At 63.9% G+C, this 23557-nt stretch carries 18 protein-coding genes; 3 read left to right on the top strand and 15 right to left on the bottom strand.

Translation table 11 applies throughout. From position 1 onward, the window contains the following. The 11 genes from QMA15_RS09095 to QMA15_RS09045 form a co-directional block, all read right to left on the bottom strand. Positions 1-1314 (bottom strand): CoA transferase, encoded by a 1314-nt coding sequence (locus QMA15_RS09095; RefSeq protein ID WP_279163902.1) that lies wholly within the window; start codon positions 1312-1314, stop codon positions 1-3. 18 nt (positions 1315-1332) lie between these two features. Then, on the bottom strand, positions 1333-2211 hold the full coding sequence (locus QMA15_RS09090; RefSeq protein ID WP_060938561.1) for a hypothetical protein: 879 nt from the start codon (positions 2209-2211) through the stop codon (positions 1333-1335). A gap of 3 nt (positions 2212-2214) precedes the next feature. Further along, positions 2215-3303: a hemolysin family protein gene (locus QMA15_RS09085; protein WP_003944826.1), complete on the bottom strand. Its 1089-nt coding sequence runs from the start codon at positions 3301-3303 to the stop codon at positions 2215-2217. Next, positions 3296-4678, bottom strand: a complete 1383-nt coding sequence (locus QMA15_RS09080; protein ID WP_019748444.1) for a hemolysin family protein — start codon at positions 4676-4678, stop codon at positions 3296-3298. Before QMA15_RS09080 ends, QMA15_RS09085 begins: the two co-directional genes overlap by 8 nt. A 311-nt stretch (positions 4679-4989) precedes the next feature. Beyond that, on the bottom strand, positions 4990-6426 hold the full coding sequence (locus tag QMA15_RS09075; protein ID WP_020907756.1) for a GuaB1 family IMP dehydrogenase-related protein: 1437 nt from the start codon (positions 6424-6426) through the stop codon (positions 4990-4992). Positions 6427-6429: 3 nt separating this feature from the next. After that, complete coding sequence (locus tag QMA15_RS09070; RefSeq protein WP_020907757.1) at positions 6430-7311, bottom strand: DMT family transporter; 882 nt, start codon at positions 7309-7311, stop codon at positions 6430-6432. A 4-nt stretch (positions 7312-7315) separates the two neighbouring features. Beyond that, complete coding sequence (locus QMA15_RS09065; RefSeq protein WP_279163901.1) at positions 7316-8818, bottom strand: DEAD/DEAH box helicase; 1503 nt, start codon at positions 8816-8818, stop codon at positions 7316-7318. 62 nt (positions 8819-8880) lie between these two features. Next, positions 8881-10338, bottom strand: coding sequence for an NADP-dependent phosphogluconate dehydrogenase (gene gndA / locus QMA15_RS09060; protein ID WP_007730904.1), 1458 nt, complete (start codon positions 10336-10338; stop codon positions 8881-8883). A gap of 217 nt (positions 10339-10555) precedes the next feature. Then, on the bottom strand, positions 10556-12361 hold the full coding sequence (locus tag QMA15_RS09055) for a DEAD/DEAH box helicase (protein WP_290284044.1): 1806 nt from the start codon (positions 12359-12361) through the stop codon (positions 10556-10558). Between the two features lie 261 nt (positions 12362-12622). Then, complete coding sequence (locus QMA15_RS09050; protein WP_003944922.1) at positions 12623-13576, bottom strand: M56 family metallopeptidase; 954 nt, start codon at positions 13574-13576, stop codon at positions 12623-12625. 25 nt (positions 13577-13601) lie between these two features. Then, positions 13602-14015 carry a BlaI/MecI/CopY family transcriptional regulator gene (locus QMA15_RS09045; protein ID WP_003944876.1) on the bottom strand — a complete coding sequence of 138 codons (414 nt, stop codon included), beginning with the start codon at positions 14013-14015 and terminating at the stop codon, positions 13602-13604. Between the two features lie 191 nt (positions 14016-14206). Between QMA15_RS09045 and QMA15_RS09040 the strand changes: the two genes are divergently transcribed. Beyond that, positions 14207-16780, top strand: a complete 2574-nt coding sequence (locus tag QMA15_RS09040; RefSeq protein WP_070797014.1) for a phosphatidylglycerol lysyltransferase domain-containing protein — start codon at positions 14207-14209, stop codon at positions 16778-16780. Positions 16781-16790: 10 nt separating this feature from the next. Here QMA15_RS09040 and QMA15_RS09035 read toward each other — a convergent pair whose 3' ends face one another. Genes QMA15_RS09035 through QMA15_RS09025 form a run of 3 tightly spaced genes read right to left on the bottom strand, consistent with a single transcriptional unit; the run spans position 16791 to position 20187 of the window. Continuing rightward, the gene (locus QMA15_RS09035; protein WP_020907760.1) at positions 16791-17642 is read right to left on the bottom strand and encodes an ABC transporter ATP-binding protein; all 852 of its coding nucleotides are present in this window, start codon (positions 17640-17642) and stop codon (positions 16791-16793) included. After that, on the bottom strand, positions 17639-18730 hold the full coding sequence (locus tag QMA15_RS09030; protein ID WP_019748452.1) for an iron chelate uptake ABC transporter family permease subunit: 1092 nt from the start codon (positions 18728-18730) through the stop codon (positions 17639-17641). The genes QMA15_RS09035 and QMA15_RS09030 overlap by 4 nt, the downstream gene beginning before the upstream one ends. Further along, on the bottom strand, positions 18727-20187 hold the full coding sequence (locus QMA15_RS09025) for an iron ABC transporter permease (protein ID WP_019748453.1): 1461 nt from the start codon (positions 20185-20187) through the stop codon (positions 18727-18729). The genes QMA15_RS09030 and QMA15_RS09025 overlap by 4 nt, the downstream gene beginning before the upstream one ends. Before the next feature lie 202 nt (positions 20188-20389). Here QMA15_RS09025 and QMA15_RS09020 point away from each other — a divergent pair, with 202 nt between their 5' ends. Beyond that, a complete protein-coding gene (locus tag QMA15_RS09020) occupies positions 20390-21172 on the top strand; it encodes a hypothetical protein (protein ID WP_020907762.1) in 783 nt (260 codons plus the stop codon). 236 nt (positions 21173-21408) lie between these two features. Further along, positions 21409-21837: a PaaI family thioesterase gene (locus QMA15_RS09015; protein WP_020969625.1), complete on the top strand. Its 429-nt coding sequence runs from the start codon at positions 21409-21411 to the stop codon at positions 21835-21837. Between the two features lie 87 nt (positions 21838-21924). On the opposite strand, the gene QMA15_RS09010 is transcribed toward QMA15_RS09015, so the two are convergent. Next, positions 21925-23340 carry an NAD(P)/FAD-dependent oxidoreductase gene (locus QMA15_RS09010; protein WP_019748456.1) on the bottom strand — a complete coding sequence of 472 codons (1416 nt, stop codon included), beginning with the start codon at positions 23338-23340 and terminating at the stop codon, positions 21925-21927. Positions 23341-23557 lie beyond the last annotated feature (217 nt).

Below are 23557 nucleotides of genomic sequence, written 5' to 3'. Positions count from 1 at the left end.
TCAGTGTGCCCACCCCGCCCGATCCGATCCCCACGGATGGGATGGTTCGGGGTAGTCCTCGAACTCTGCCAGCGCGGGTCGTGCGGTGGTCACGTCGGCATGGTTGACAACAGCATTCAGGCCGGGAGCGGTCGGTAGACCGGGATGGACGGTTCGGCCGGGTGCGTCGAGAAGACGGGCGCCGGTGCTGGCCAATGACACGTCGACATCGCGGCCACGGCCGTCCTGCGAGCGCAGCGTCAACGCGTCGAGGATCCCAGCTGCCAAGAAGTATCCGCTCGAGTGGTCGAGGGCCTGCGCTGGAAGTACGCCCGGTTTCTCGCCGCCCTCGAGGAACGAGATACCGGATGCGGCCTGCACGATGCTGTCGAAGCCGCGGCGATTCGCCCACGGACCTTCCCATCCCCATGCGCTGACGCGCCCGTGAATCAGGTGGGCGGGAAGATCCTGCCCGATGAGTGCTTCGAGTGCGCCCGGACGGTAGCCGGTGACCAGTACGTCTGCGGTGTCGAGGAGTTCGCGGAATGCTGCCGCTTCCGCCGAGGACTTCAGGTCGAGAAGCGCCGACCGCTTGCCCTGGCCACTGTCGAGGTGCTGCCATCCGATCTCGGGGATCGCCGGAGGGTCGATCCGCAGAACGTCAGCGCCGACCAGCGCGAGGGCACGGGTCGCGACCGGGCCGGCGATGACGCGGGTCAGGTCGAGAACACGTGGGCGCGTCGGATGCGTGCGAGGTTTTCCCTCGTCGCGTACTCGGATGGATACCAGAGGCTCAGACCTCGCAGCTGCGCACTGCTCACTCAGGCGCCACTCGGTCTCGGTACGAACACGGACCGCGATGGCGCCGATCTCGGCGGCCTGCTGCTCGATCTCGATGGCGCTGAGTTCTGATATCCGTTGCGCCACTGCATCTTTAGGTGATCCATGGTCGAGTTCGAGGAAGGCGAGCAGGCGGTCGCGATGGTGTGGATAGTTGCCGTGCGTGCGGACCCAACCGTCGCGGGCGGCAAAGAACCCCGAGTATTCGGAGAATCCGTTGATCGGTTCGCCGCCGATCCGGAACAGTCGATCGCTCGAGAAGGACGCGGCGATGCGCTCGGGATCGAGGGTCCAGTGTCCGTCGCCCGGGCTGGTTGACCGATGAATTGCCGAGGCGAAGGCCGCGACTGAGCCTGCAGCGAGGTCGAACACCGGCAAGTGCGCCGCAAGGAAGCCCGCCGAGTCCGGGCATTCGATGTGGCCGCGTCGGTCGTCGGTGTGCACCCCGACGTCACGTTGGTATTCGTCGAGATAGAACCCGTACCCGTGATCCATGTGGCGCCTTTCGGCAGTTCAGTGGCCGAGAAGCTCCCGGCACTTCTCTGCCAGCGTATCGCGGAGCGGCGCAGCACGATCCGCCAACTGTTGTTGCTGACGCACGTATTCGGCGCGGCCCGCGGGAGTTTCGATACGAATGGGGGAGTACCCGTACTCGGCGAGGTCGTATGGGCTCGCGCGCATGTCGAGTTCACGGGCCAGGAGCGCGTGTTCGAAGCACCGCATCACCAGATCGGAATCCACGAGTGGCAACAACTTGAAGCTCCACTTGTACAGATCCATACCCGCGTGCAGGCAGCCCGGCTGTTCGTGATCGATCTGAGTTTCGCGTGCAAGCGGGAGCGAGTTCTTGGGGGCCGCGTCCGGTGTGAAGAACCGGAACGCGTCGTAGTGCGTGCATTTGAGTGGCAGGGATTCGACGACCGCGTCTGTACCGGCGAACCCGAGCCGCAGCGGCACTGACTGGTGACGGATCGCGTCCTCGCCGCCGCGATAGACCATCGCCCATTCGTGGAGGCCGAAGCAACCCAGCACAGCGGGCCGCGCCGACGTCTGATTCAACAGATTCCACACGAATTCGACTGTGTGACGCCGACGCTCCAGCACGGCGGACTCGACCGTCGCGGTACCCGAATCGTCGACGCGGTAGCCGGAGAAGGCTGCGTATTCGCCGGCGTTCTCGAGTGCGACTCCGTACCCGGGGTGCCAGCGGCGCAGTTGGGCGGGCTTGAAGTTGTAGTACGTGAAGAGGAAGTCGTGCACCGGGTGAGAGATACCGGCGCTACGACGCGCTCGGTGCGGCTCGACGAGCTTCTCCACCTCCTCGAGGTGAAGTGCCCGCCGAGCCGTCCACTCGCTCTGTGCGAGTGCGAGTGAATGCACCGAACGTGTCATCGATCAGCTGTTTCTTTGTCCGGGAACAGCATCCGTGCCGCGGTGCGTGCCGTCGCGAACCGTTCCGACGTACTCCTCGAGCAGATCCTCGAGCGCGACGATACCGATCACGACTCCGTCGGCGTCCGTGACTGCGCCGAGGTGCGAGCTGGCCCGACGAAGGCCGGCCAACGCTTCGGCCAGCGGCGTGCTGAGCGGAACGATGGGCAACGGGCGGATATCCGATGTCGGAACGACGGTGTCCGGCCCGGCAGCTTCGTCGAGCACCTCGTCGAGCACATCCTTGAGGTGCACGTACCCGGCCAGCGATCCGTCGCTCGCTCGGACCGGGTAACGCGAGTATCCGGTCTCGATGACCGCACGCTCGATCTCACCCAGTGTTGTTCCCGACGGCGTGAGGGGAATGGTCCGCACCTTGTCGAGGGTGATCAGGACCTCGGAGACGGTGCGATCTGTCGATTCGAGTGCCTGCTTCAAGCGCCGGTGTTCTTCGGCGTCGATCAGACCCTCGGATCGCGATTCACCGATCATCGCGGACAACTCCACCGCCGAGACAGTGACGTCGAGTTCGTCCTTGGGCTCGACGCGCAGGAGCTTGAGCACTCCGTTGGCGCAGAGGTTGTAGAACGCGATGATCGGCCGAGCGATCTTGATGAACGCCAGATGCACGGGAACGAGCAGCATGGCCGTCTTCTCGGGGCCCGCCAACGCGATGTTCTTGGGCACCATTTCGCCGAGGAGGATATGCAGCACGACGACCAGCGAGAGCGCGATCGCAAACGAAATCGGGTGCAGCAATCCGTCGGGAAGGCCGACGGCTTCCATCGGCACCTCGAGGAGATGCGCGATGGCAGGTTCGGCGACCTTACCGAGGAGGATCGAGCAGATCGTGATGCCCAGCTGAGCTGCCGCAAGCATCAGCGAGAGGTTCTCACCGGCCTTGATGACCGTGAGTGCCCGCTTCTTACCCTGCGCGACAAGTGCCTCGAGGCGGTCGCGTCGTGCGGAGATCAGCGCGAACTCCGCACCGACGAAGAATGCGTTACCGGCGAGCAGCACGACGGTGAGGAGTACACCGAAGAGGTTATTCATCGTCGGACTCCTTCGTGTCGTCGTCTGCGGATTCGGGTTCGACATGTGCCGGTACCGGCGTGATGGTCACTCGGTCGATACGACGGCCGTCCATACTGGTCACTCGGGCGATCCACTTTCCGCGGGAATCACCGGACGAGTCGACGTCGGGCAATTCCACTTCGTCACCCTCGTCGGGGATTCGGCCCAGTTCGGTGAGCACCAGACCGCCGAGCGTGTCGTAGTCGCCTTCGGGCGCGGTGTATCCGGTTGCCGACGTGACCTCGTCGATGCGCAGGAGACCGGAGCACGACCAGCCGTCGCCGACGCGCTGTACGTCGAGTTCGGGTTCGTCGTGTTCGTCGCGCACATCACCGACGATTTCCTCGATGAGGTCTTCCATCGTGACGATGCCGGCTGTTCCGCCGTATTCGTCGACGACAAGCGCGACCTGCATGCCGTCGGAGCGGATCCGCTCCATGACGGTGTCTCCGTCCAGGCTCGACGGCACGACGGGAACACGTTGAGCCAGACTGTCGACGCGCGTCGTGCGCCTGCGCTCGGCCGGAACGGTGAACGCGTGTTTGATGTGTACGACGCCGACTGTGTCGTCGAGATCGCCGCGAACGACGGGGAAGCGCGAGTAGCCAGTTCGCGACGCCGTCACGATCAGGTCTGCGACGGTGTCCGAGAGTTCCAGCGATTCGATCTTCACTCGCGGAGTCATCAGCTCTTCTGCGGTGCGGTCACCGAACTGCAGCGAACGGTCGACGAGCATCGCCGTGCCCTTGTCGATGGACCCGCGCTGCGCGGACGTCCGCACGAGGGACCCGAGTTCCTGCGGTGATCGCGCCGAGCGCAATTCTTCCGCGGGTTCGATGCCCAGGCGTCGCACAATCCAGTTGGCGGTTCCGTTGAGGCCGTTGATGGCCCACCGGAAGATCAGCGAGAAGCCCGCTTGCAGGCCCGCAGTCGCGCGGGCGGTGGGCATCGGCTTGGAGATTGCGAGGTTCTTCGGTACGAGCTCACCGAAGATCATGGAGAACGAGGTCGCAATCACGAGCGCCAGGATCAAAGACGTTGTCGAGGCAGCGGATTCGCTGAGCCCGACGGCCTTCGTGACCGGTGTGATGAACCGTGCCAGAACGGGCTCGGCCAGGTAACCGGTGATCAGGGTTGTGATCGTGATACCCAGCTGAGCGCCGGAGAGCTGGAACGAGAGAGTCTTGTGCGCGTGTTGAACCTGCCGCGAGCGTCGGTCGCCGCCACGAGCAGCTTCGTCGACGGTGCTGCGTTCGAGCGCGGTCAGTGAGAATTCGGCCGCCACGAAGAGGGCGGTGCCTGCAGTCAGCGCGATGAAGCCGACCAGGCTGAGAATGGTGAAAACGATGTCCATGTGTCATCGCCACCTGAGGTGTGCACGGGGGCCGCCGGGTTTGTCTCCCGGCTCGCTAGAGGAGCCCTCCGAACCAGCGGAATCAGACGATTCCTCGGATAAAACGACGGGTGTAGCGCCGGGTAAGTGTGTGGGTGCCTCGGGCACCGGGTTCCTCTCGTCGGAGCCGAGTATTTCTCGGCTGTAGCGGGCTCGGTCGGGTCGCCGATGGGCACCCGACCGAGTTTTGTTTCCTGTTTACGGATCCAATGATACCGGCGGGTGCCCGGGAGTAGGGACCCGAGCACCCGCCGACTGTCATAAAACGTGGTTCACCAACCCGACGGAAGCGGCCGTCCTTCGGCGAATCCGGCGGCGGACTGCACTCCCAGAACTGCCTTCTCGTGCAGCTCCTCGAGTGAGCGCGCACCCGCGTACGTGCAGGTACTGCGTACGCCGGAACAAATCTGATCGATCAGGTCCTCGACTCCGGGGCGCTCGGGATCGAGACGCATCCGCGAACTGGAGATGCCTTCCTCGAACAATCCCTTACGGGCGCGATCGAAAGCCGTTTCGGTGGCTGTGCGAGCGGCAACAGCGCGCTTGGAGGCCATACCGAAGCTCTCCTTGTACGCGTTGCCCGCCTGATCGACTTTGAGATCGCCGGGGGACTCGTACGTGCCGGCGAACCACGAGCCGATCATGACGTTCGACGCGCCCGCCGCGAGGGCGAGTGCAACGTCGCGAGGGTGGCGAACGCCGCCGTCGGCCCAGACGTGCTTGCCGAGCTCACGTGCTGCTGCAGCACATTCCGCGACGGCCGAGAACTGCGGGCGTCCGACGCCGGTCATCATGCGAGTCGTGCACATGGCTCCGGGCCCGACGCCGACCTTGACGATGTCCGCGCCTGCGGCGATCAGATCACGGGTTCCCTGTGCGGACACCACGTTGCCTGCAACCAACGGGACGCCGAGGTCGAGCGCCTTGAGGGTGGTGAGCGCATCGATCATTCTCTGCTGGTGACCGTGAGCCGTGTCCACGACGATCACGTCGGCACCGGCGTCGACGAGTGCCTTGGCCTTGGCGCCCACGTCACCGTTCACACCGACCGCAGCAGCGACTCGGAGTGCGCCGCGATCGTCGACTGCGGGGTCGTAGATGCCGGCACGAATCGCGCCGGTGCGGGTGAGGACGCCGGCGAGGGTTCCGTCCTCGTTGACGATGACGGCCAACGGATCGTGCTTGGTTTCGAGCAGTTCGAAGACCTCACGCGGTGTGGCGGTGACCGGGGCGGTGACGAAGTCGGTGATCGCGACGGTACGTAGGCGTGTGAACCGATCGACATCCGCGCAGGCAGCCTCGGTGACGACACCGAGAGGCTTGCCGTCCTCGACCACCACGACTGCGCCGTGTGCACGCTTGGGTAGCAGCGCCAGCGCATCGGAGACGGCGTCGTCCGGACTCAGCGTGACCGGCGTATCAGCGACGAGGTGGCGGCTCTTGACGAACGCCACGGTCTCGGCGACAGCGTCAGTGGGGACGTCCTGCGGAATGATGACCAGTCCGCCGCGGCGGGCGACAGTCTCGGCCATGCGGCGGCCGGCGACTGCGGTCATATTGGCGACGACGACGGGAATGGTCGTTCCGGATCCGTCGGAAGAATTGAGATCGACGTCGAACCGAGAGGTGACCTCGGTCCGGTTAGGGACGAGGAAGACGTCGTCGTAGGTCAGGTCGTATGGGGGGCGTTGCCCTTCGAGGAACTGCACGTTTCACGAGCCTACCGTCGATTCCGCCGTAGCGCCCTCGGTATCGCGCGCTTGTGAGCGGGAGAGGGCGATCGTGGTCATGATCATGACGGCGACGGCGCACCCGATGAGAGCAATTCCGGGACCGTCGACGCGGAGGCGTTCGTCGAGAACCGTCATCCCCAGGAAGATGGCCGCGATCGGCTCGCCGATCGTCAGGGCGGGTAGCGACGCCGACAGGGGCCCGACCTGGAACGCGCGCTGTTGGAGGTAGACCCCGATTGCGCCCGAGGCGATCAGCGCCCACGTCTGCCATGCCGAAATCACCCCGACGACACCGTGCCCGAGTAGGTCGGTGACGTACTTGGTGAATGCGACGGCCACGCCGTAGAAGATTCCGGCCGCGGAGCCGAGAAGCAGAGCGCGCCAGCCACCGTCGAGTTTGGACAAGCCGCCGATAGTTGCGACCACGGCCACTGCGACCGTGATCGTCAGGGGCACAGCCCAATCCGACCACGGAGCGTTGCTGTCTCCCTCGGTGGGATCGCCGACGACGAGGAAGATCGCCAAGGAAATCGCGAGCATGATCGCCAATGACCACGCAGAACGGGTGATGCGAATTCCAGAGAACCTGGCCGAAAGTGGCAGCGCGAACAGCAGCGAGGTCACGATCAGCGGCTGCACCACCAACACCGAACCCAACGACAGTGCAACGGCCTGCATGACGTAACCGCCGCCGTCACCGATCAGCCCGGCCCACCACCGAGGACTGCGAATCAACGACGCCACCAACGCCTCGCCCTCCGGAACCGCAGACGCGGCGCGCTGCTGAGCGACGGAGGCACACGCGAAGAGAAGCGCGGCGACGAGTGCGCAGAGAACAGAGATCAGTGGAAGATCACCCATTCCCTCAGTGTGCGCGCTTGCCCGCCCGATTTCCGGCAGACGGCTTTCCTGCGCCGGGTGCGCCGCGACGCGGGGTCAAGCCCTTGGACGCCAGACGCTCCGAACGGGTCGGGACCGGAGTGCCGTCCGCACGGATCTTCTTCACACTCTTCGGATCGGTGACGCGCCGCGAGGAAGCGGCGCGCTTGTCGCCGTCCTTCTTCATCCGGCCTCCGGCAGCGGTCCGGCCTGCAGTGTCGTGTTCCTGACGGCCACGCTTGGCGGTGTGCTTGACGGCGACCGTCGTATCGGGAGCTTCGACCGGTATGCCCGTCGGCTCCATCGCACCGGTGATGCGCGTGAGCTCCAGATCGTCAGGACGAACCCGCACGCCGTGAACCTTGATGCCTGCCTGCTTGGTCAACTTCTCGACCGAATCACGTTCTTCGTCGGTGACGATGGTGACGACGACGCCCGATTCCCCGGCGCGTGCCGTCCGGCCGGCCCGGTGCAGGTAGTCCTTCGCCTCCGCCGGGGGATCGACGTGAACGACGAGCGTCACGTCGTCGACATGGATTCCGCGCGCGGCGACATCGGTGGCGACCAAAACCGGTGTTGTCCCGTCGGAGAACGACGCGAGGGTCTTGCTCCGGTTGTTCTGCGTCTTGCCGCCGTGCAGGGCGCCGGCCGAGACACCGATCAAATGCAGTTGCTGCGCAAGACGATCCACTCCGTGCTTGGTCTTGACGAACATGATGGTCCGTCCCGCCCGTGAAGCGATATGTGCGACAACGGATCTCTTGTCGTCGCGGTCGACGAAGAGCAGGTGATGCTCCATGGTCGAGACGGTGGCAACCGGGGGAGCAGTCGAGTGCGACGCCGGATTGCGCAGGTAACCCGCGACCAGATCGTCGACCTTGCCGTCGAGTGTTGCCGAGAAGAGAAGGCGCTGACCGTCTTTCGGTGTCGTGTCGAGAATCTTCGCAACCTCGTCGATGAAACCCATGTCTGCCATGTGGTCGGCTTCGTCGATGGTCGTGATCACGACGTCGTCGAGAATCACCGACTTCTGCTCGAGTAGGTCGAGTAGGCGCCCTGGGGTCGCGATCAGGAGATCGACGCCGCGGGCAAGGATGTCGGCCTGACGCTTGATCGGAACGCCACCGACCGCATTTGCCACACGCAAACCGATCTCGGTAGCAGCGTCGTCGAGTGCCTTGTGGATCTGGATCGCCAGCTCACGGGTGGGAGCGAGCACCAAACCGCGCGGACGATTCCGCTTGCTCGCCCCACCCTTGAGGCGCACCAGCATCGGAAGCCCGAAGGCCAGAGTCTTTCCGGAACCCGTCGCGCCGCGCCCGAGGACATCCCGGCCGGCAAGAACATCGGGGATGGTTGCCGACTGAATGGGGAAGGGGGCATCGATGCCGCTACGGCGCAACGCGTGCACCATCACGGCGGGGATTCCGAGGTCGACGAACGAACGCCCTTCGGTCGAGGTGGGCGAGTCGATCGTCGATTCCTGCATTTGTCCAGGCTACCGGGTATCGGTAGACGCAGATGACCGCATCTACCGATACCCGCTGTGAATCAGGCCTCGATTTCGCTGCGGTCACCGCTCCACAGTGTGTGGAACTTGCCCGGCTTGTCGATGCGCTCGTAGGTGTGCGCGCCGAAGAAGTCGCGCTGACCCTGAGTCAGGGCGGCCGGCAGACGCTCCGCGCGGAGACCGTCGTAGTACGAGAGCGAAGACGCGAACGCCGGTACCGGAATGCCGAGCATCGTCGCGGTGGCGACCACACGGCGCCAGCTGTCGATGCCTGCCTCGATGGCCTCACGGAAGTACGGCGCCAGAATCAAGCTCGGCAGGCTCGGATCCGCGTCGAACGCGTCCTTGATGCGGTTGAGGAACTGCGCACGGATGATGCAGCCACCGCGCCAGATCGTCGCCAGGTCGGCAGGCTTGAGGTTCCAGTCGTACTCGGCGCTGCCGGCAGCGATCTGATCGAAGCCCTGCGCGTACGCCACGATCTTCGACGCGTACAGCGCGGCCTGGATGTCGGCGGCGAACTGCTCGGCGTCAGCAGGCTTGTCGCCGAGAGAGCCGGCAGCCAGACCCTGCGCCTGAGCTGCGGCGCGCTGATTGCGGCTACCGGACAGTGCGCGAGCGAAAACGGCCTCGGCGATACCGGTGACCGGCACGCCCAGATCCAGAGCGGACTTGACCGTCCAGCGGCCCGTGCCCTTCTGCTCGGCAGCGTCGACGATGACGTCGACCAACGGCTTGCCCGTCTCGGCGTCGACCTGGCGGAGCACCTCGGCGGTGATCTCGATCAAGTAGGACTCGAGTGTGCCCTTGTTCCACTCGGTGAAGACGTCTGCGACCTGACCGGCGTCGTAACCGAGTGCGTCGCGGAAGAGGTTGTACGCCTCGCCGATGAGCTGCATGTCGGCGTACTCGATGCCGTTGTGCACCATCTTGACGAAGTGACCGCTGCCGTCGGGGCCGATGTGCGTGCAGCACGGGGTGCCGTCGACGTGAGCGGAGATGGACTCGAGAAGCGGGCCGAGAGCCTCGTAGGACTCCTTCGGGCCGCCGGGCATGATCGACGGACCGTTGAGTGCGCCTTCTTCGCCACCGGAGATACCAGCGCCGACGAAGTGCAGACCGCGGGCGCGGATCGCTGCTTCACGACGGATCGTGTCGGTGTAGAGCGAGTTGCCACCGTCGATGATGATGTCGCCGGGCTCCATGGCGTTCGCGAGCTCTTCGATCACGGCGTCGGTCGGGGCGCCGGCCTTGACCATGATCAGGACGCGTCGCGGCTTCTGCAGTGCGGCAACAAACTCCTCGACGGTCTCGGTGCGCACGAAATCGCCCTCGGAACCATGCTCGGCGATCAGGGCATCGGTCTTCGCGATGCTGCGGTTGTGCAGGGCAACGGTGTGACCGTGGCGGGCGAAATTGCGGGCAATATTCGAACCCATGACGGCCAGGCCGGTGACGCCGATCTGAGCTCGGGGTGATTCGGTGCTAGTGGTTGACATACTTACAGCTTTCCCTCTCGGTCCGCGGCTGTGAAATCCTGCGCTGTGCGCAGCCGAAAACGGTGCGGCCGCGACGCGCGTGAACATCAGACCGTGCATACAAAACACGGATGCAGATCACTTTAATTGCAGTGACCTGCATCCGTCTCGATACAGCTTCCGGCACAGCCGGAAGGTTCTCAGTGTTCAGTTGTCGAGCCGCAGCTCAGCGCAGGTATTACCGCTGATCGCGCTTCGGGCCGTCGAATCCGTCATAGCTACGACGGTCGGTGCGGCTGCGGAAGCCGCCACCGCTGGTCGAGGCTGCACGGTTGTCGCCGCCGTCGCGGTTGCCCTGGTATCCACCGGAAGAGCGGTTGCCCTGGTAGCCGGTCGAGGGGCGGCTGTCGCGATCGCCGTACGAGCGGTTGTTGTCGCGGCTGCCCTGGTATCCACCACCGGACGAACGGTTGCCCTGGTATCCGCCGCGGCTCTCGCCGTCACGGCTTCCCTGGTATCCGCCCGAAGAGCGGTTGCCCTGGTAACCCGTCGACGGGCGGCTGTCGCGGTCTCCGTAGGACGGGCGGCTGTCGCGGTCTCCGTAGGACGGACGGCTGTCACGGTTGCCCTGGTAACCACCGCTGGAGCGATCACCCTGGTATCCACCGGAAGAGCGGTTGCCCTGGTAGCCGCCGGAAGAGCGGTTGCCCTGGTAGCCGCCACGGCTTCCGCCACGATCACCGAAGGAACGCTCGCCACGAGAAGAGCTCTCGCGCAAGGGTTCTCCGGTCGGCTTCTTGGCGCCGGTGATGCGAGCAAGTTCAGCAGAACCCGGGGTGACGGCAACGGCTGCGGCATTGACGCCGGCCATTCCGGTCAGACGCTTGAACTGACGCTTCTGGTTGGGCAGCACGATGGCGACAACGGTGCCCTTCTCGCCGGCGCGAGCGGTACGACCAGCGCGGTGCAGGTAGTCCTTGTGGTCGGCCGGGGGATCGACGTGAACGACGAGGTCGATGCCGTCGACGTGGATACCGCGCGCTGCAACGTCCGTTGCGACGAGGACCGGGGTGCGGCCGTTCTTGAAACGCTCGAGGACGCGGGTGCGCTGGTTCTGTGCCTTGCCGCCGTGAAGCGACTCGGCAGCGATGCCGACGGCGCGGAGGCGATCGGTGATTCCCTCGCAACCGAGCTTGGTGCGGGCGAACATGATGGTGCGTCCGTCGCGGGCACCGATCTCGGCGAGGACGGAATCCTTCTGCCCACGATCGACGAGGAGGACGTAGTGCTCCATCGTGTCGACGCTTGCGCGGCCGTCTTCGGTGGAGTGGGTGACGTGGTTGGCCAGGAACTGACGAACCAGCGACTGGACCTCACGGTCGAGGGTTGCCGAGAACAGCAGACGCTGTCCGTCTGCGGGGGTCTCGCCGAGGATCGAGCGAACCTCGGGCAGAAAGCCCATGTCCGCCATCTGATCGGCTTCGTCGAGTGCGGTGATTTCCACCGAGTCGAGGATGCAGGTGCCCTGACGCAGGTGATCGCCCAGGCGACCCGGCGTTGCGACGAGGACGTCTACGCCGCGGCGAAGCTGATCGACCTGCTTGGCGAACGGCGTTCCACCGACAGCGGGACGAACCGTGAGTCCGAGTGCGCCGGCGTAGGAGTTGAGGGAGTCGACCACCTGGAAAGCAAGCTCACGGGTGGGGACGAGCACGAGTGCGCGGGGACGCTTGGCGGCCGGGCGATCTTCGTGGCGTGAGAGGCGGGTCAGCATCGGCAGGCCGAAGGCGAGGGTCTTACCCGATCCGGTCTGTGCGCGGCCGAGAACGTTGGTTCCGGCGAGCGCGTCCGGGATGGACTGCGCCTGGATGGGGGACGGGACGGTGATGGAGTTGCGCGCCAATGCGGCAACAAGCTGCTCGGGCAGGCCGATCTCGGCGAAGGTGATACCCGGCTCGGTGGCGACTGCTTCTTCGGCAGCGGGGGTGTTGACGGTGGGGTCTTCGATGTTCTCGGAAGACGACATTTGGACAGCGTTGGTCACGCGGAAACCTCTCCGGACTACGGGCACGTCGCGGAGCGGAAGAAGCCATGCTGAAATACACGACACAGTTCGCAAAGGGACGAGCCAGGGCACATGTCACCTGGCAATCCGAACGCATACTGCGGGGAATTGGGCTGTGTGCCGTTATATGTTGACGGACCACGATGGTGGCCGTGGTCCACTCTACGCCACCGGGGACACCGAAGTCAGGTAGCCCCGCCTGTGACCTGCACTACTACACGGGGTTGCGCAGGTCAAGACTCAGTAAGCGTTGAAAAGCAGTCGAAGTTCGGTGAGCCAGGGCACAGCCACCGCAACCGTGGGAACAACGAGAATCGCGACCGCCCCGAGATACGCAAAAACTGCGATGCGGGGATCTGCATCGTCGGCCGAGAGGCGCTGCACTCGGATGAGCGTCGACGGGCCGCCCGCTGCCATCGCTCCGCGGGGTGCCGTCGATCCGGCACACGCGACAAGTGCCCGCGCGAGGGGAGTGGGACCGGTAGCCCGCACAGCTGAATCGTCGGCGAGCAACTCCACCAGCAGTTGTACCGATCCCAGAGCCGACTTGCTACGGACGAAACGGGGGAACGCGTGGTTGACGGCCGTGAAAGCCTCGAGGACCAGATCGTGACGAGCTCGCAGGTGTGAACGCTCGTGCGTCAGAATTGCTTTGACCTCGGCATGATCGAGGTTCTGCAGAGTGCCTTGACTGAGAACCACGCGTTGGCGCAGACCTGGCAGGCAGTATGCGATCGGTTCGTCCACGTCCAGCACCCGCAGATCGGGTGTGCGTTCCACCGACGCGGGCATGGCGCAGTCGTCGAGAAGGTCCACCAACACGCGGTGACGTGCACGGCGACGTCGGGTTCTCACAGCGACCTGGATTATCGAGAAGATCAGCTTCGCGCCGATCAGAAGCGTCAGGGCAAAAACAACCACGTACAGAATCCACAGCGGGAGCCCGAGTGCATCGATTTCGGCGGTCGGGGCCGTCGTCGGCCTACCGTCAGCGCCGGGAACGAGCAGCTGGCTGGCAATGGCCAGGCCCGAGCTGAATGCCGACAGCACCGCAGCAATTGCGACGGCTTGCCACAGAACCAACGCCGCGCGTGGAGCGCGGTAAGGCCACGTGGAGCGGCTCAGGAGTGCGGGAACCGGACCGGCCAGCAACAAGGCAAGCAGTCCGAAAACCAGTGCAGTAGTGGCGTTCATGTCCTACACATCATGCACGACGAAATCAGTTCGGCCTAGAAATTCCGGGCTGCGCAGCCTTTTTCGCGGACTCGCGCACCTCGAGGGCAGCGAGCGCTTCGCGGAGAGCATCGGCTTCGTCAGCATTGACCTGTCCCACGAAGTGGACGAGTGCCGCAGCGCGACCGCCGGACTCCGGAGCCTGGGCCAGAGCGTCGACCATCAGGCTCGCGACCAGTTCTTCGCGCTTGTTGACGGGAAGATAGCGATGGGCGCGATCGTCACGCTGCTGAATCACCAGATGCTTCTTCGCCAGGCGCTGCAGAACGGTCATTACCGTCGTGTACGCCAATTCGCGATGTGTCGCGAGTGCTTCATGCACCTGTCGCACAGTTTGCGGTTCCGATGTGGACCACAAATGATCCATCACCGCGCGTTCGAGTTCACCTAGACCTGCCATTCTTCGATTCTACGGACTTCCACGACGAAATACGTACTACTGGTAGTAGTAACCGCCTCGGTGGGGGTGTGGTATTGGCCATAGTGATCTGCGTGACGGTTACGGTGGTGTGAGACGACCGAAGTCCCGACAATGACGATGCCCGATAATTGCAAGCCAACAGTCGATCCGCAGAAAGTAGCCGCACGTAGATGACGATCGACAGTTCGCCGGGCACCGAAGAATCGACATCACGGGCGCGGGTAGTCACGCAGAAAGCTGCCGGCATCATCCGTTTCGGCATTCGCGACGCACCCTTGACGGTCGTCCTACTTCTCACCATGTGGATACTGGGCGCCGTAACCGGCAGCATCGTTCACGGACCGTCCCGCGATCTCGAGCACACGATCGGTGCGGGAATGGGCTCGATCCAGCACGGACATGTCTGGATTCCACTGAGCTCCGCGCTGTGGGCAGGAAACCTGCTCGGGTACATCGGCGCGAGCGTGCTCCTGATTGCGGTCGCTGCACCCCTCGAACGGCGGATGGGAACGATCAAGCTGGCGATCGCCGGCGCAAGCACTCAAATCTTGGGAGTTCTGCTCGGGCTCGGCTGGGCATCCTTCGTGAAAGTGTTCGACTCCAATTGGGGGTTCCGCCTCCATGTCGGCTCCGCTGTCGGCGCGAGCGCGTGGATCGTCGGCGCCGCGATGGCCGCCAGCTCGAACATGGGGACATTGTGGCGTCGCCGCATCCGCGTCGGAACCCTGGCTTTGACCATCACCTTGGCCCTGTTCAGTGGTCAGCTGCAAGATGTCATCCGATTCTTTGCCGCTGTGGTGGGTTTGGTCATCGGACAGTGGATCGTCGGACGATCGGCTCGCGGTGAACGCATCGCCGGGACACAGCGAGAGGGCCGCGTCCTGGTCGCCATCGTCGTCGCGGCAAGTGCGATCGGCCCGATGATCGCCGCGCTGTCCCCACAGGCGGTTGGCCCACTCGCCGTACTCCGCGATCTCTTCCGTGGTGTTCCCTGGACTGTCGCAGAAGTACGTGAGCTGTGCGCCGAATCCGCGTCGGATCCGGACTGCCGACGCGGCCTCCTCGAGCTGAGACTCTCGGGGATCGGGCCGACTCTGCTCTCGTTGATGCCGTCGATTTTTGTGCTGGTGTTGAGCGATGGGCTCCGTCGTGGCCGCAGATTCGCCTGGATTGCGACTGTCTGTGCTCAGGTCGTCTTACTCGTCCTCTCGATCGGGAACTTCGTCATCAGGTTCGTCGACGCAGTCGACAGTGACAGCTTGTTCTACGGAATCAGCGATCCGAACGTGTATCGAACTCTGGTGCCGTTCCTGACACCGCTCTTCGTGCTGATCCTGCTGATCGCCACACGTCGATACTTCGACGTCGCGGCCCCGGCCAAGACGTATCGACGTCTCGGTGCTGCGATCGTGACCTTGCTCGCGGTCCTCGCCGTGATCTACGTCGGCGGCGGAATGCTCGCCAGGCACGGGTTCGACCGCGAGCCCACGGTCACGATGCTGCTCGCGGACTTCCCACAGCGCCTTGTACCGCCGGTGTACCTGCAGTTGATCGACCCGCGCCTGCTTCCCGTGGACATCGAGTCGACGTTGCTCTTCGAGTGGACCGGCGTCGTGTTCTGGGGCGTTGCCGCCGTGTTGGTATTCGTGAGTTTCCTCAAGCCGGTCAAGACCGCCGATCCCAAAGCCGCCGAACGAGCGCGATCCATGTTGATCGCCGGTACCGGCAGCCCGTTGTCGTGGATGACGACGTGGAAGGGGAACACTTACTGGTTCAGCGCGGACGGTTCGAGTTACGTCGCGTATCGCGTCATCGCCGGCGTTGCTCTCACCACCGGTGATCCGGTCGGTCCTCCAGATCGCATGCGCGCGGCGATCGAGGGGTTCGCCGAGTTCGCGTCGTCGAACGGTTGGATTCCCTGCTTCTATTCCGTGACCGACGACGCCCGAACCATCACCGATTCGATGGGCTGGAGCGGTCTACAGGTCGCCGAGGAAACCGTGCTCGACCTGGGACAAGTCGCGTTCACAGGGAAGCGGTTCCAGGACGTGCGCACAGCACTGAACCGGGCGAAGAAGTCCGGTATCACCGCCGAGTGGATTTCCTTCCCTCATGCACCTCTCGCGATCAAGGATCAGATAGTCGCGATCTCGGAGGAGTGGGTAGCGGACAAGGGGATGCCCGAGATGGGATTCACCCTCGGCGGACTCGACGAGGTCGACGACGAACAAGTGCGATGCCTGATCGCGGTCGACGAGGATCGCACCGTGCACGGTGTCACGTCGTGGCTACCGGTGTACCGCGACGGCAAAGTCGTCGGGTGGACACTCGACTTCATGAGGCGACGCTCCGAAGGGTTCCGTCCCGCGATGGAGTTCCTCATCGCTTCCGCTGCACTGAAATTGGAGGAGGAGGGCGTCGAGTTCCTCAGTCTGTCCGGTGCACCGCTGGCAACAATCGCCGGTGACTCCGAGAGGAATGCGAACGAACCGGAGGCCACGACTTTCTCGGCGATGATGGACAGCGTGCTCGACCTACTCGGTCGCACCCTTGAACCGGTGTACGGATTTCGATCGCTGCTGGCCTTCAAATCGAAGTTCCAGCCGCGGTACGTGCCGATGCACATGACATTCGCCGATCCAGCCGCGTTGCCGAGCATCGGCAACGCGGTCGGACGGGCATACCTGCCGACCGTGACGATCGGTCAGGGATTCAAACTCGTTCGGACGATTCTGGGTCGCTGATTCGCGATCGTCACGCAGGCTTTGCCGGCCCGCCGACGGCACCGAACACGTGCCGGGTTCCGATCGGAACGATCAGCGGCCGATCCGAGACGGGATCGTCGATGACCGCAGCTTCGAGACCGAACACCTCGAGCAGAAGTTCCGCGGAAATGATGTCCTTGGGGACACCAGAAGCGACGACGGCGCCGTCGCGCATCACGATCAGATGATCGCTGTATCTGACCGCGAGATTGAGGTCGTGCAGAACCATCACCACGGTGCGCCCCATTTCCTCGTGGAGTTGATCCACCAGGTCGAGGACTTCCATCGAGTGCGCGAGGTCCAGATAGGTAGTCGGTTCGTCGAGAAGCAGGATGTCGGTTCCCTGGGCGAGAGCCATCGAGATCCAGGCTCGCTGACGCTGACCGCCGGACAATTGATCGACTGGCCGATCGGCGAGATCCGAGACACCGGTCAGCTCTAGTGCTTCGGCGACCTCGCCCTCGTCGTCCGCGGACCACTGCCTTATCCACGACTGGTGCGGGTGGCGCCCACGTGAGACCAAATCGGCGACGGTGAGCCCTTCCGGCGCAACAGGAGTCTGGGGGAGCATTCCGAGCACCCGCGCGACTTCCTTGGTCTTCATCGAACTGATCGCCTTGCCGTCGAGGATGACCGATCCACCCTTTGGCTTGAGCAGACGACCGAGCGCGCGCAAGAGCGTCGACTTGCCGCAACCGTTGGGTCCGATGACCGTCGTGATCACGCCGGTGGGGATCTCGAGATCGAGTCCGTCGACGATGATGCGATCCCCGTACCCGAGCGTCAGATTCTGCGCGACGAGACGCGAAGGAGCATCGGTGGACTGGGCGATGGTGGTCATGCTGTGACCTTCCGATTGTTACGAACCAACAGGTAGAGCAGGAACGGGCCGCCCAGTGCGGAAGTCACGATTCCGACGGGGAGTTCCACAGGCAGAATTGTTCGAGCGATGACGTCGCTGCCTACCACCAGTACAGCACCGGTCAGCGCGGAAGCCACGATGGGCGGGCCGGCGGAGCGCACCAGACGCATGGCGACCTGTGGCGCAGCCAGGGCGACAAAGCCGACCGGACCTGCTGCTGCGGTCGCGATGGCGGCCAGTGCCACGGCGGAAAGCAACAACTTGGCCTGTGATGATTGCAAGCGAACACCGAGTGAGGTTGCGTTGTCGTCGCCCAACCGCAGCGCTCCCATGGTGAACGATGCGATCACCGCGTAGCCGCCGACTACTGCGACGGCGATTGCGACCGGCCACATCTGATTCCAGGTGGCACCGTTGAGTGAACCGTTGAGCCACACCTGTGCGCGAGAAGCGTCGTTGATGTCCGCCGAGATGAGGAGCCATCCCGTCGCTGCCACCAGCATGGCGTTGATGCCGATACCGATCAGGATGAGGCGGAACCCCTCGACGCCCTTGCGCCACGCCAAGGCGTAGATCACCACTGCTGTCAGTAGGCCGCCGCAGAGTGCAGCCAACGGAATCCCCAGTGTGGCAAGCAGTCCCACGAACGAGCCACCCCCGCCGAGTACGATGAGTGCCACTGCGGCGGCACTCGATCCAGCCGTGATTCCGAGGATGTCGGGGCTGGCGAGGGCATTGCGCGCAATCGTCTGGGTGACCGCACCGGCAATGCCGAGTGCCATACCGATGAAGAGCGCGGTGAGCGACCGAGGAAGTCGAAGGTCGAAGACGATCAGGTTCTGTGTCTTGCTGCCATTGCCGAGCAGGACCGAAATGACATCGGGGATCGAGATCGGATAGTCGCCTCGCCCGATGTTGATGCAAAGCAGAAGGAACAGCGCAACTGCGAGGGCAATGCTCACCGACACCGCGAGTGGGCGGTAGACGAGCGAGAATCCACCGAGGCGGATCGACTTACGTGAGGGGACGGTCCGGGGGAGTACCCGGAGTTCCTGCTTGAGCGTCACAGACTTGCCAACTTCCTGCGGCGTACGAGAGCGATGAAGAACGGAGCGCCGAACAGGGCCAAGATGATGCCGACCTGCAACTCACCAGGGCGCACGACCACGCGGCCGATGATGTCCGCGGTGATCAACATGACCGCGCCGAGTAAGCCCGCGTACGGGACCAGCCAGCGGTAGTCGGGTCCGGTGATGGCCCGGGCCACGTGAGGGACCACCAAACCGATGAACGCGATCGGACCACATGCCGCGGTGGCGGCGCCGGTCAGCAGGGTGATCGCGACGATGCCGAGTGTGCGACTGAACGCGATGTTAGTTCCCAGTGCTTTTGCGACGTCTTCACCCAGGCTGAGGACGTTGAGTCCCGGCGTACTTGCCAAGGCGATGACCAATCCGAGTATCAGGAACGGCAGGACCTGCCAGAGGACGTCGAACCCGCGACCGGACACCGACCCGACAACCCAGAAACGGTAGGCGTCCAGGCTCGTCTGGTCGAGGATTATCACGGCGTTGGTCATGGCTTGCAGGAAGAATGCGACGGCCGCGCCCGCCAGAGCCAGACTCAGAGGACTTGCGCCGCCGTTTCCGATGGAAGACAAGCCGAAAACGACGATGCTGGCGACGAAGGATCCTGCGAACGCGAACCAGAGGTACTGACTCGGCGCCGTAAAGCCGAAGAGGTAGATCGCCATGACCACGAAGAACGCCGCGCCTGCGTTGAGGCCGAGTAGACCGGCATCCGCCAACGGGTTGCGCGTGTGTCCCTGAATCAAGGCACCGGCGATACCGAGTGCAATTCCGACAACAAGACCCAAAATCGTTCGTGGGGCGCGCAACGTCCGCACGATGATGTCCGTTTGAGTTCCGTCCGAATTGAAGAGCGCGTGGAAGATCTCGGCGAACGTCAGTGGACGAGCACCCACCGCGATACTCGCGAGCATCACAAGCGCGAGCAGCACGGTGAGGACCGCGAGTCCGATCAGGCGGCGCCGGCGAGTTGCACCGACACTGTTGTCGCGTGCGAGTTCTTCGAAGCCCTCGTCGCGGGCCGTGCTTTCTCGGACCACCTCGATGCCGCTTCGGTCGAACGGTCTGCGCAGAGCCCGGCGGACACCGATGGGCTGTTTGGTGGTCGCGTCACGCGTGACCAGGCCAACCCATCCCTTCCCCGAGGTCCGACCGGTGGCCCCCTCACGGAATCCGAGGTTCCACACAAGCAGACCGACGGCGATCGCTATTGCTGTCCCGCCGAAGACTGCTCGATCGGCCTCGCCGCCACCGTTGTCGTCACGGAGCGACTGGACGATGTACCAGCCGACGATCAACGGAAGTAGGAACACCGCCGCGTCGAAAAGTCCAGCCAGGACACGCATTCGGACAGGAGCGGGGCCGCGCGGCACGATGCGCCGTCCGTACGTCTCGCTGGGTCCTCGGGGATGTCCGTTCCCGAGAGATTTGATCATCGTCACTGGCGGTTCGAGCTCCTGGTCTTGGTGCGCAGGGAATTCGCATCTTAGGTTACGGAACCCTATGCGGGTGCGCTTCCTGCGGGGGACGTTCCTGTGAATATGCGGTGCCCAGCGTCACAGTTCTTTACTCTTGAATTATGGTGAGGCTAACCTACATTAAGAACCACAAGACAACTTCGGCCGATTGGAGTGCACGGTGACCATCACCTTGACCACCCAGCATGCGGATGTTCGTGAATTCGAACTCCGGTCGAACGCATTGAGCCGCACCAGCGTTCGCCTACGAGCACTCAACCCTGACTATCCGCGCGTCTACGCGGTTGCCGCCATGGCGGGCGAAGGTAAACGGCGTTGGTGGCAACTGAGCGAGGGCCTGTGCGGGGATCGGGTGCATCAGATGTTCGCCCGTTCACTTCAAGATCTCGACAGCGCCGAAGCTGCGGCGATCCAGGTTGCAACGTCACTTATTCATGCCGTGGTCGGCAGGGTGGCCGCGTCGATCGTCTCCGAGGGGTCCGCATGGGACCCGGGGCTCGAGAACCTGTTCATCCACATGGACAGCGACGGCGGAATCGACTGGGCCGGCGTGGTCGACGAAACGCTGCGCGTTGCGCCCAACGGACGGGAGTCCGGCAGTGACGGTGTCGTCGACATGCCATGTGAAGAAGCGCTCCTTGTCTGGACCGCGCACCGTTGCCTGACTTCACTCCGAGCGATCTATGACGCCGTCGCCAGGTGTGCGCCCGTCGACCAGTTCAGATTCTGGGGCCTGGTAGGGGAGTCGATCCTGGGTGCAGCGGCCTACGTCCCCATCTTGGCCGGTGAGGGCGAATCGGCCGCTCAGCGTCGAGGGCAGGGACTGCTGGACGCCTTTGTCGCCGCCGGGCTGCCGGTTCGTGCGCGCCGCAAGGTCTCGCTACGCCCTCGTTGGAACCAGTTCGACGAAGGGCTTGCTAAATTAGGTCAGCCTTGCCTATGATTATGGAACACCTCGCAGAGAGCTACACGACGCGAGAGTGACGAAACTGCCGGACCGCGCCGGAGTCCTGAGGGCTGCAGAGACTCCCGGTCCTTCCCACGGCGGGTTTCCCATCGAATGATGGGAACCCCGCCGGTTCTTTTTCCAGACCTGATTCCAAGCTCGAGTTACCTCTCGTGTAATCAGGTAGGGAGTGGCAGCCACACCGGCGCCAGAGAATCACAGATGGAGATGGCATGGTCGACACTGCTGAGACCGCAGAGATGATGAAACGGCTCGGGACGGGCTTCGACGCCACCATCGGCCTGGAATACACCGAACTGAGCCCAGACCGTGTGAGGGCGCAATGGACGGTCAAGCCCACGCTGCACCAGCCCGCCGGGATACAGCACGGGGGTGTGTACTGCTCGGTGGTGGAGTCTCTCGCCAGCGTCGGTGGCACCGTGTGGCTGGGCGAGCGAGGACACGTAGTCGGAGTCAACAACAACACCGACTTCCTGCGCGCAACGCGGGAGGGCACTCTCACCGCTGAAGCCACCCCGATTCATCGCGGACGCACCCAGCAACTCTGGGAAGTTCGCATCACCGACGAGAACGGCCGACTCGTTTCCAAGGGGCAGGTTCGCCTCGCGAACATCACCGAGGTGGCGAAGATCGGAAACTGACCACGCGGCAGTCGATCAAATGACGAAGGGCGGCTGTGGAGTTGAACTCCACAGCCGCCCTTCGTTATTCGCCCAGGTGCTGATCGATCAGCCGGCGGCCTTCTGCTGCTTGCCGGCAGCCTTCTTGGCTTCGCCATTCGAAGTGCTGCCGGACTCCGTCGCTTCCTTGTTCTTCTTCTCCAACTCGCCCATCGCGTTTCGCGCGAAGACCTGCTGCTCGGTGGACGCCATCTGAGCACGGCCGCGCCCGAAGAACGTCACTGCCCACGACAAGAGCGTCGAGGCGCGTGAACGGAATCCGACGAGGTACAGGAGGTGAATTGCCAACCAGGCAACCCACCCGATGAACCCGCTGATCTCGAGCTTGCCCACCTTGGCTACCGCGCTGAAGCGCGAGATCGTCGCCATACTGCCCTTGTCGAAGTACTTGAACGGAACTCGTTCCGACGGGGACTTTCCATCCAGTGACGCTTTGATCTGCTTGGCCGCGTACTTGCCGCCCTGCATGGCAACCTGAGCCAGTCCGGGAAGCTTGTCGAGCGACATCATGTCGCCGATGACGAAGACGTTGGGGTGCCCGGGAAGCGACAGGTCAGGATTGACCATCACTCGGCCGGCGCGGTCGGTTTCTCCGCCGCTTTGCTCTGCAAGCTGCTTGCCGAGGGGGCTGGCCTGCACGCCGGCGGACCAGACCTTGCACTGTGACTCGATGCGGCGAAGCGTGCCGTCCTTTTCCTTGATGATCAGACCGTCGTTGTCGACGTCGGTGACCATTGCGTCGAGCTGGATCTCGACGCCGAGCTTCTCGAGCGTCTCGGCAGCCTTGCGGCTGAGCTTCCCGCCGTACACGGGCAACACGGCAGGGGCGCCGTCGAGGAGCACGACGCGCGCTTCACGAGGATCGATCTTGCGGAAGGCGCCGTCCAGCGTTCGACGGGAAAGCTCGGCGATCTGCCCGGCCAATTCCACCCCGGTGGGGCCGGCGCCGACCACGACGAAGGTGAGCAAGCGCGCGCGCTCGGCGGGATCGTCCGACAGTTCGGCCTGTTCGAAGGCCCCGAGGATTCGTCCGCGCAGTTCGAGGGCGTCGTCGATCGTTTTCATTCCGGGGGCGAACTCCGCGAACTGATCGTTGCCGAAGTACGACTGACCGGCACCTGCTGCCACGATCAGACTGTCGAACGGCGTAACCGTGACGCGTTCGAGCAGACGCGAGGTCACGGTCTGATTCTCGAGATCAATGGTCTCGACCTCACCGAGCAACACCTGGGCGTTCTTCTGCTTGCGCAGCACCAGTCTCGTGGCGGGAGCGATGTCACCGACCGAGAGGATGCCGGTCGCAACCTGATAGAGGAGCGGCTGAAACAGATGGTGGGTTGTACGCGCGATCATCGTGATGTCGGCATCGGCTTTTTTGAGAGCCTGAGTGCCGAACAATCCTCCGAAGCCGGAACCGATCACCACTACGCGGTGGCGGTGCGGTTCAACCGACTGGATGCTCATTCCGTACTCCTCGAGTTCTAGGCGACAGTCCTACGGTAGTCCCACCGCGGCCGAGCTTCTCTGCGAGCAGTCCGACGCGCGCCGGTGTGTCCGAATCGATCAAGCAGCCTCCGGCGGCGATCACCCCGAGACGCGTGTGATCGTCGCGCCGGGGGTGTTCACCACTTTGTCGAGGTGTCAGCTACTGGCGGACCGACAAAATGAACAGTGCGATGCA

Source organism: Rhodococcus sp. APC 3903 (assembly GCF_030407755.1).
In the GTDB taxonomy this organism is placed as follows: Bacteria; Actinomycetota; Actinomycetes; order Mycobacteriales; family Mycobacteriaceae; genus Rhodococcus_F; species Rhodococcus_F erythropolis.
The sequence above is the reverse complement of the archived record's forward strand: the minus strand, read 5'-3'. Positions and strand labels throughout refer to the sequence as shown.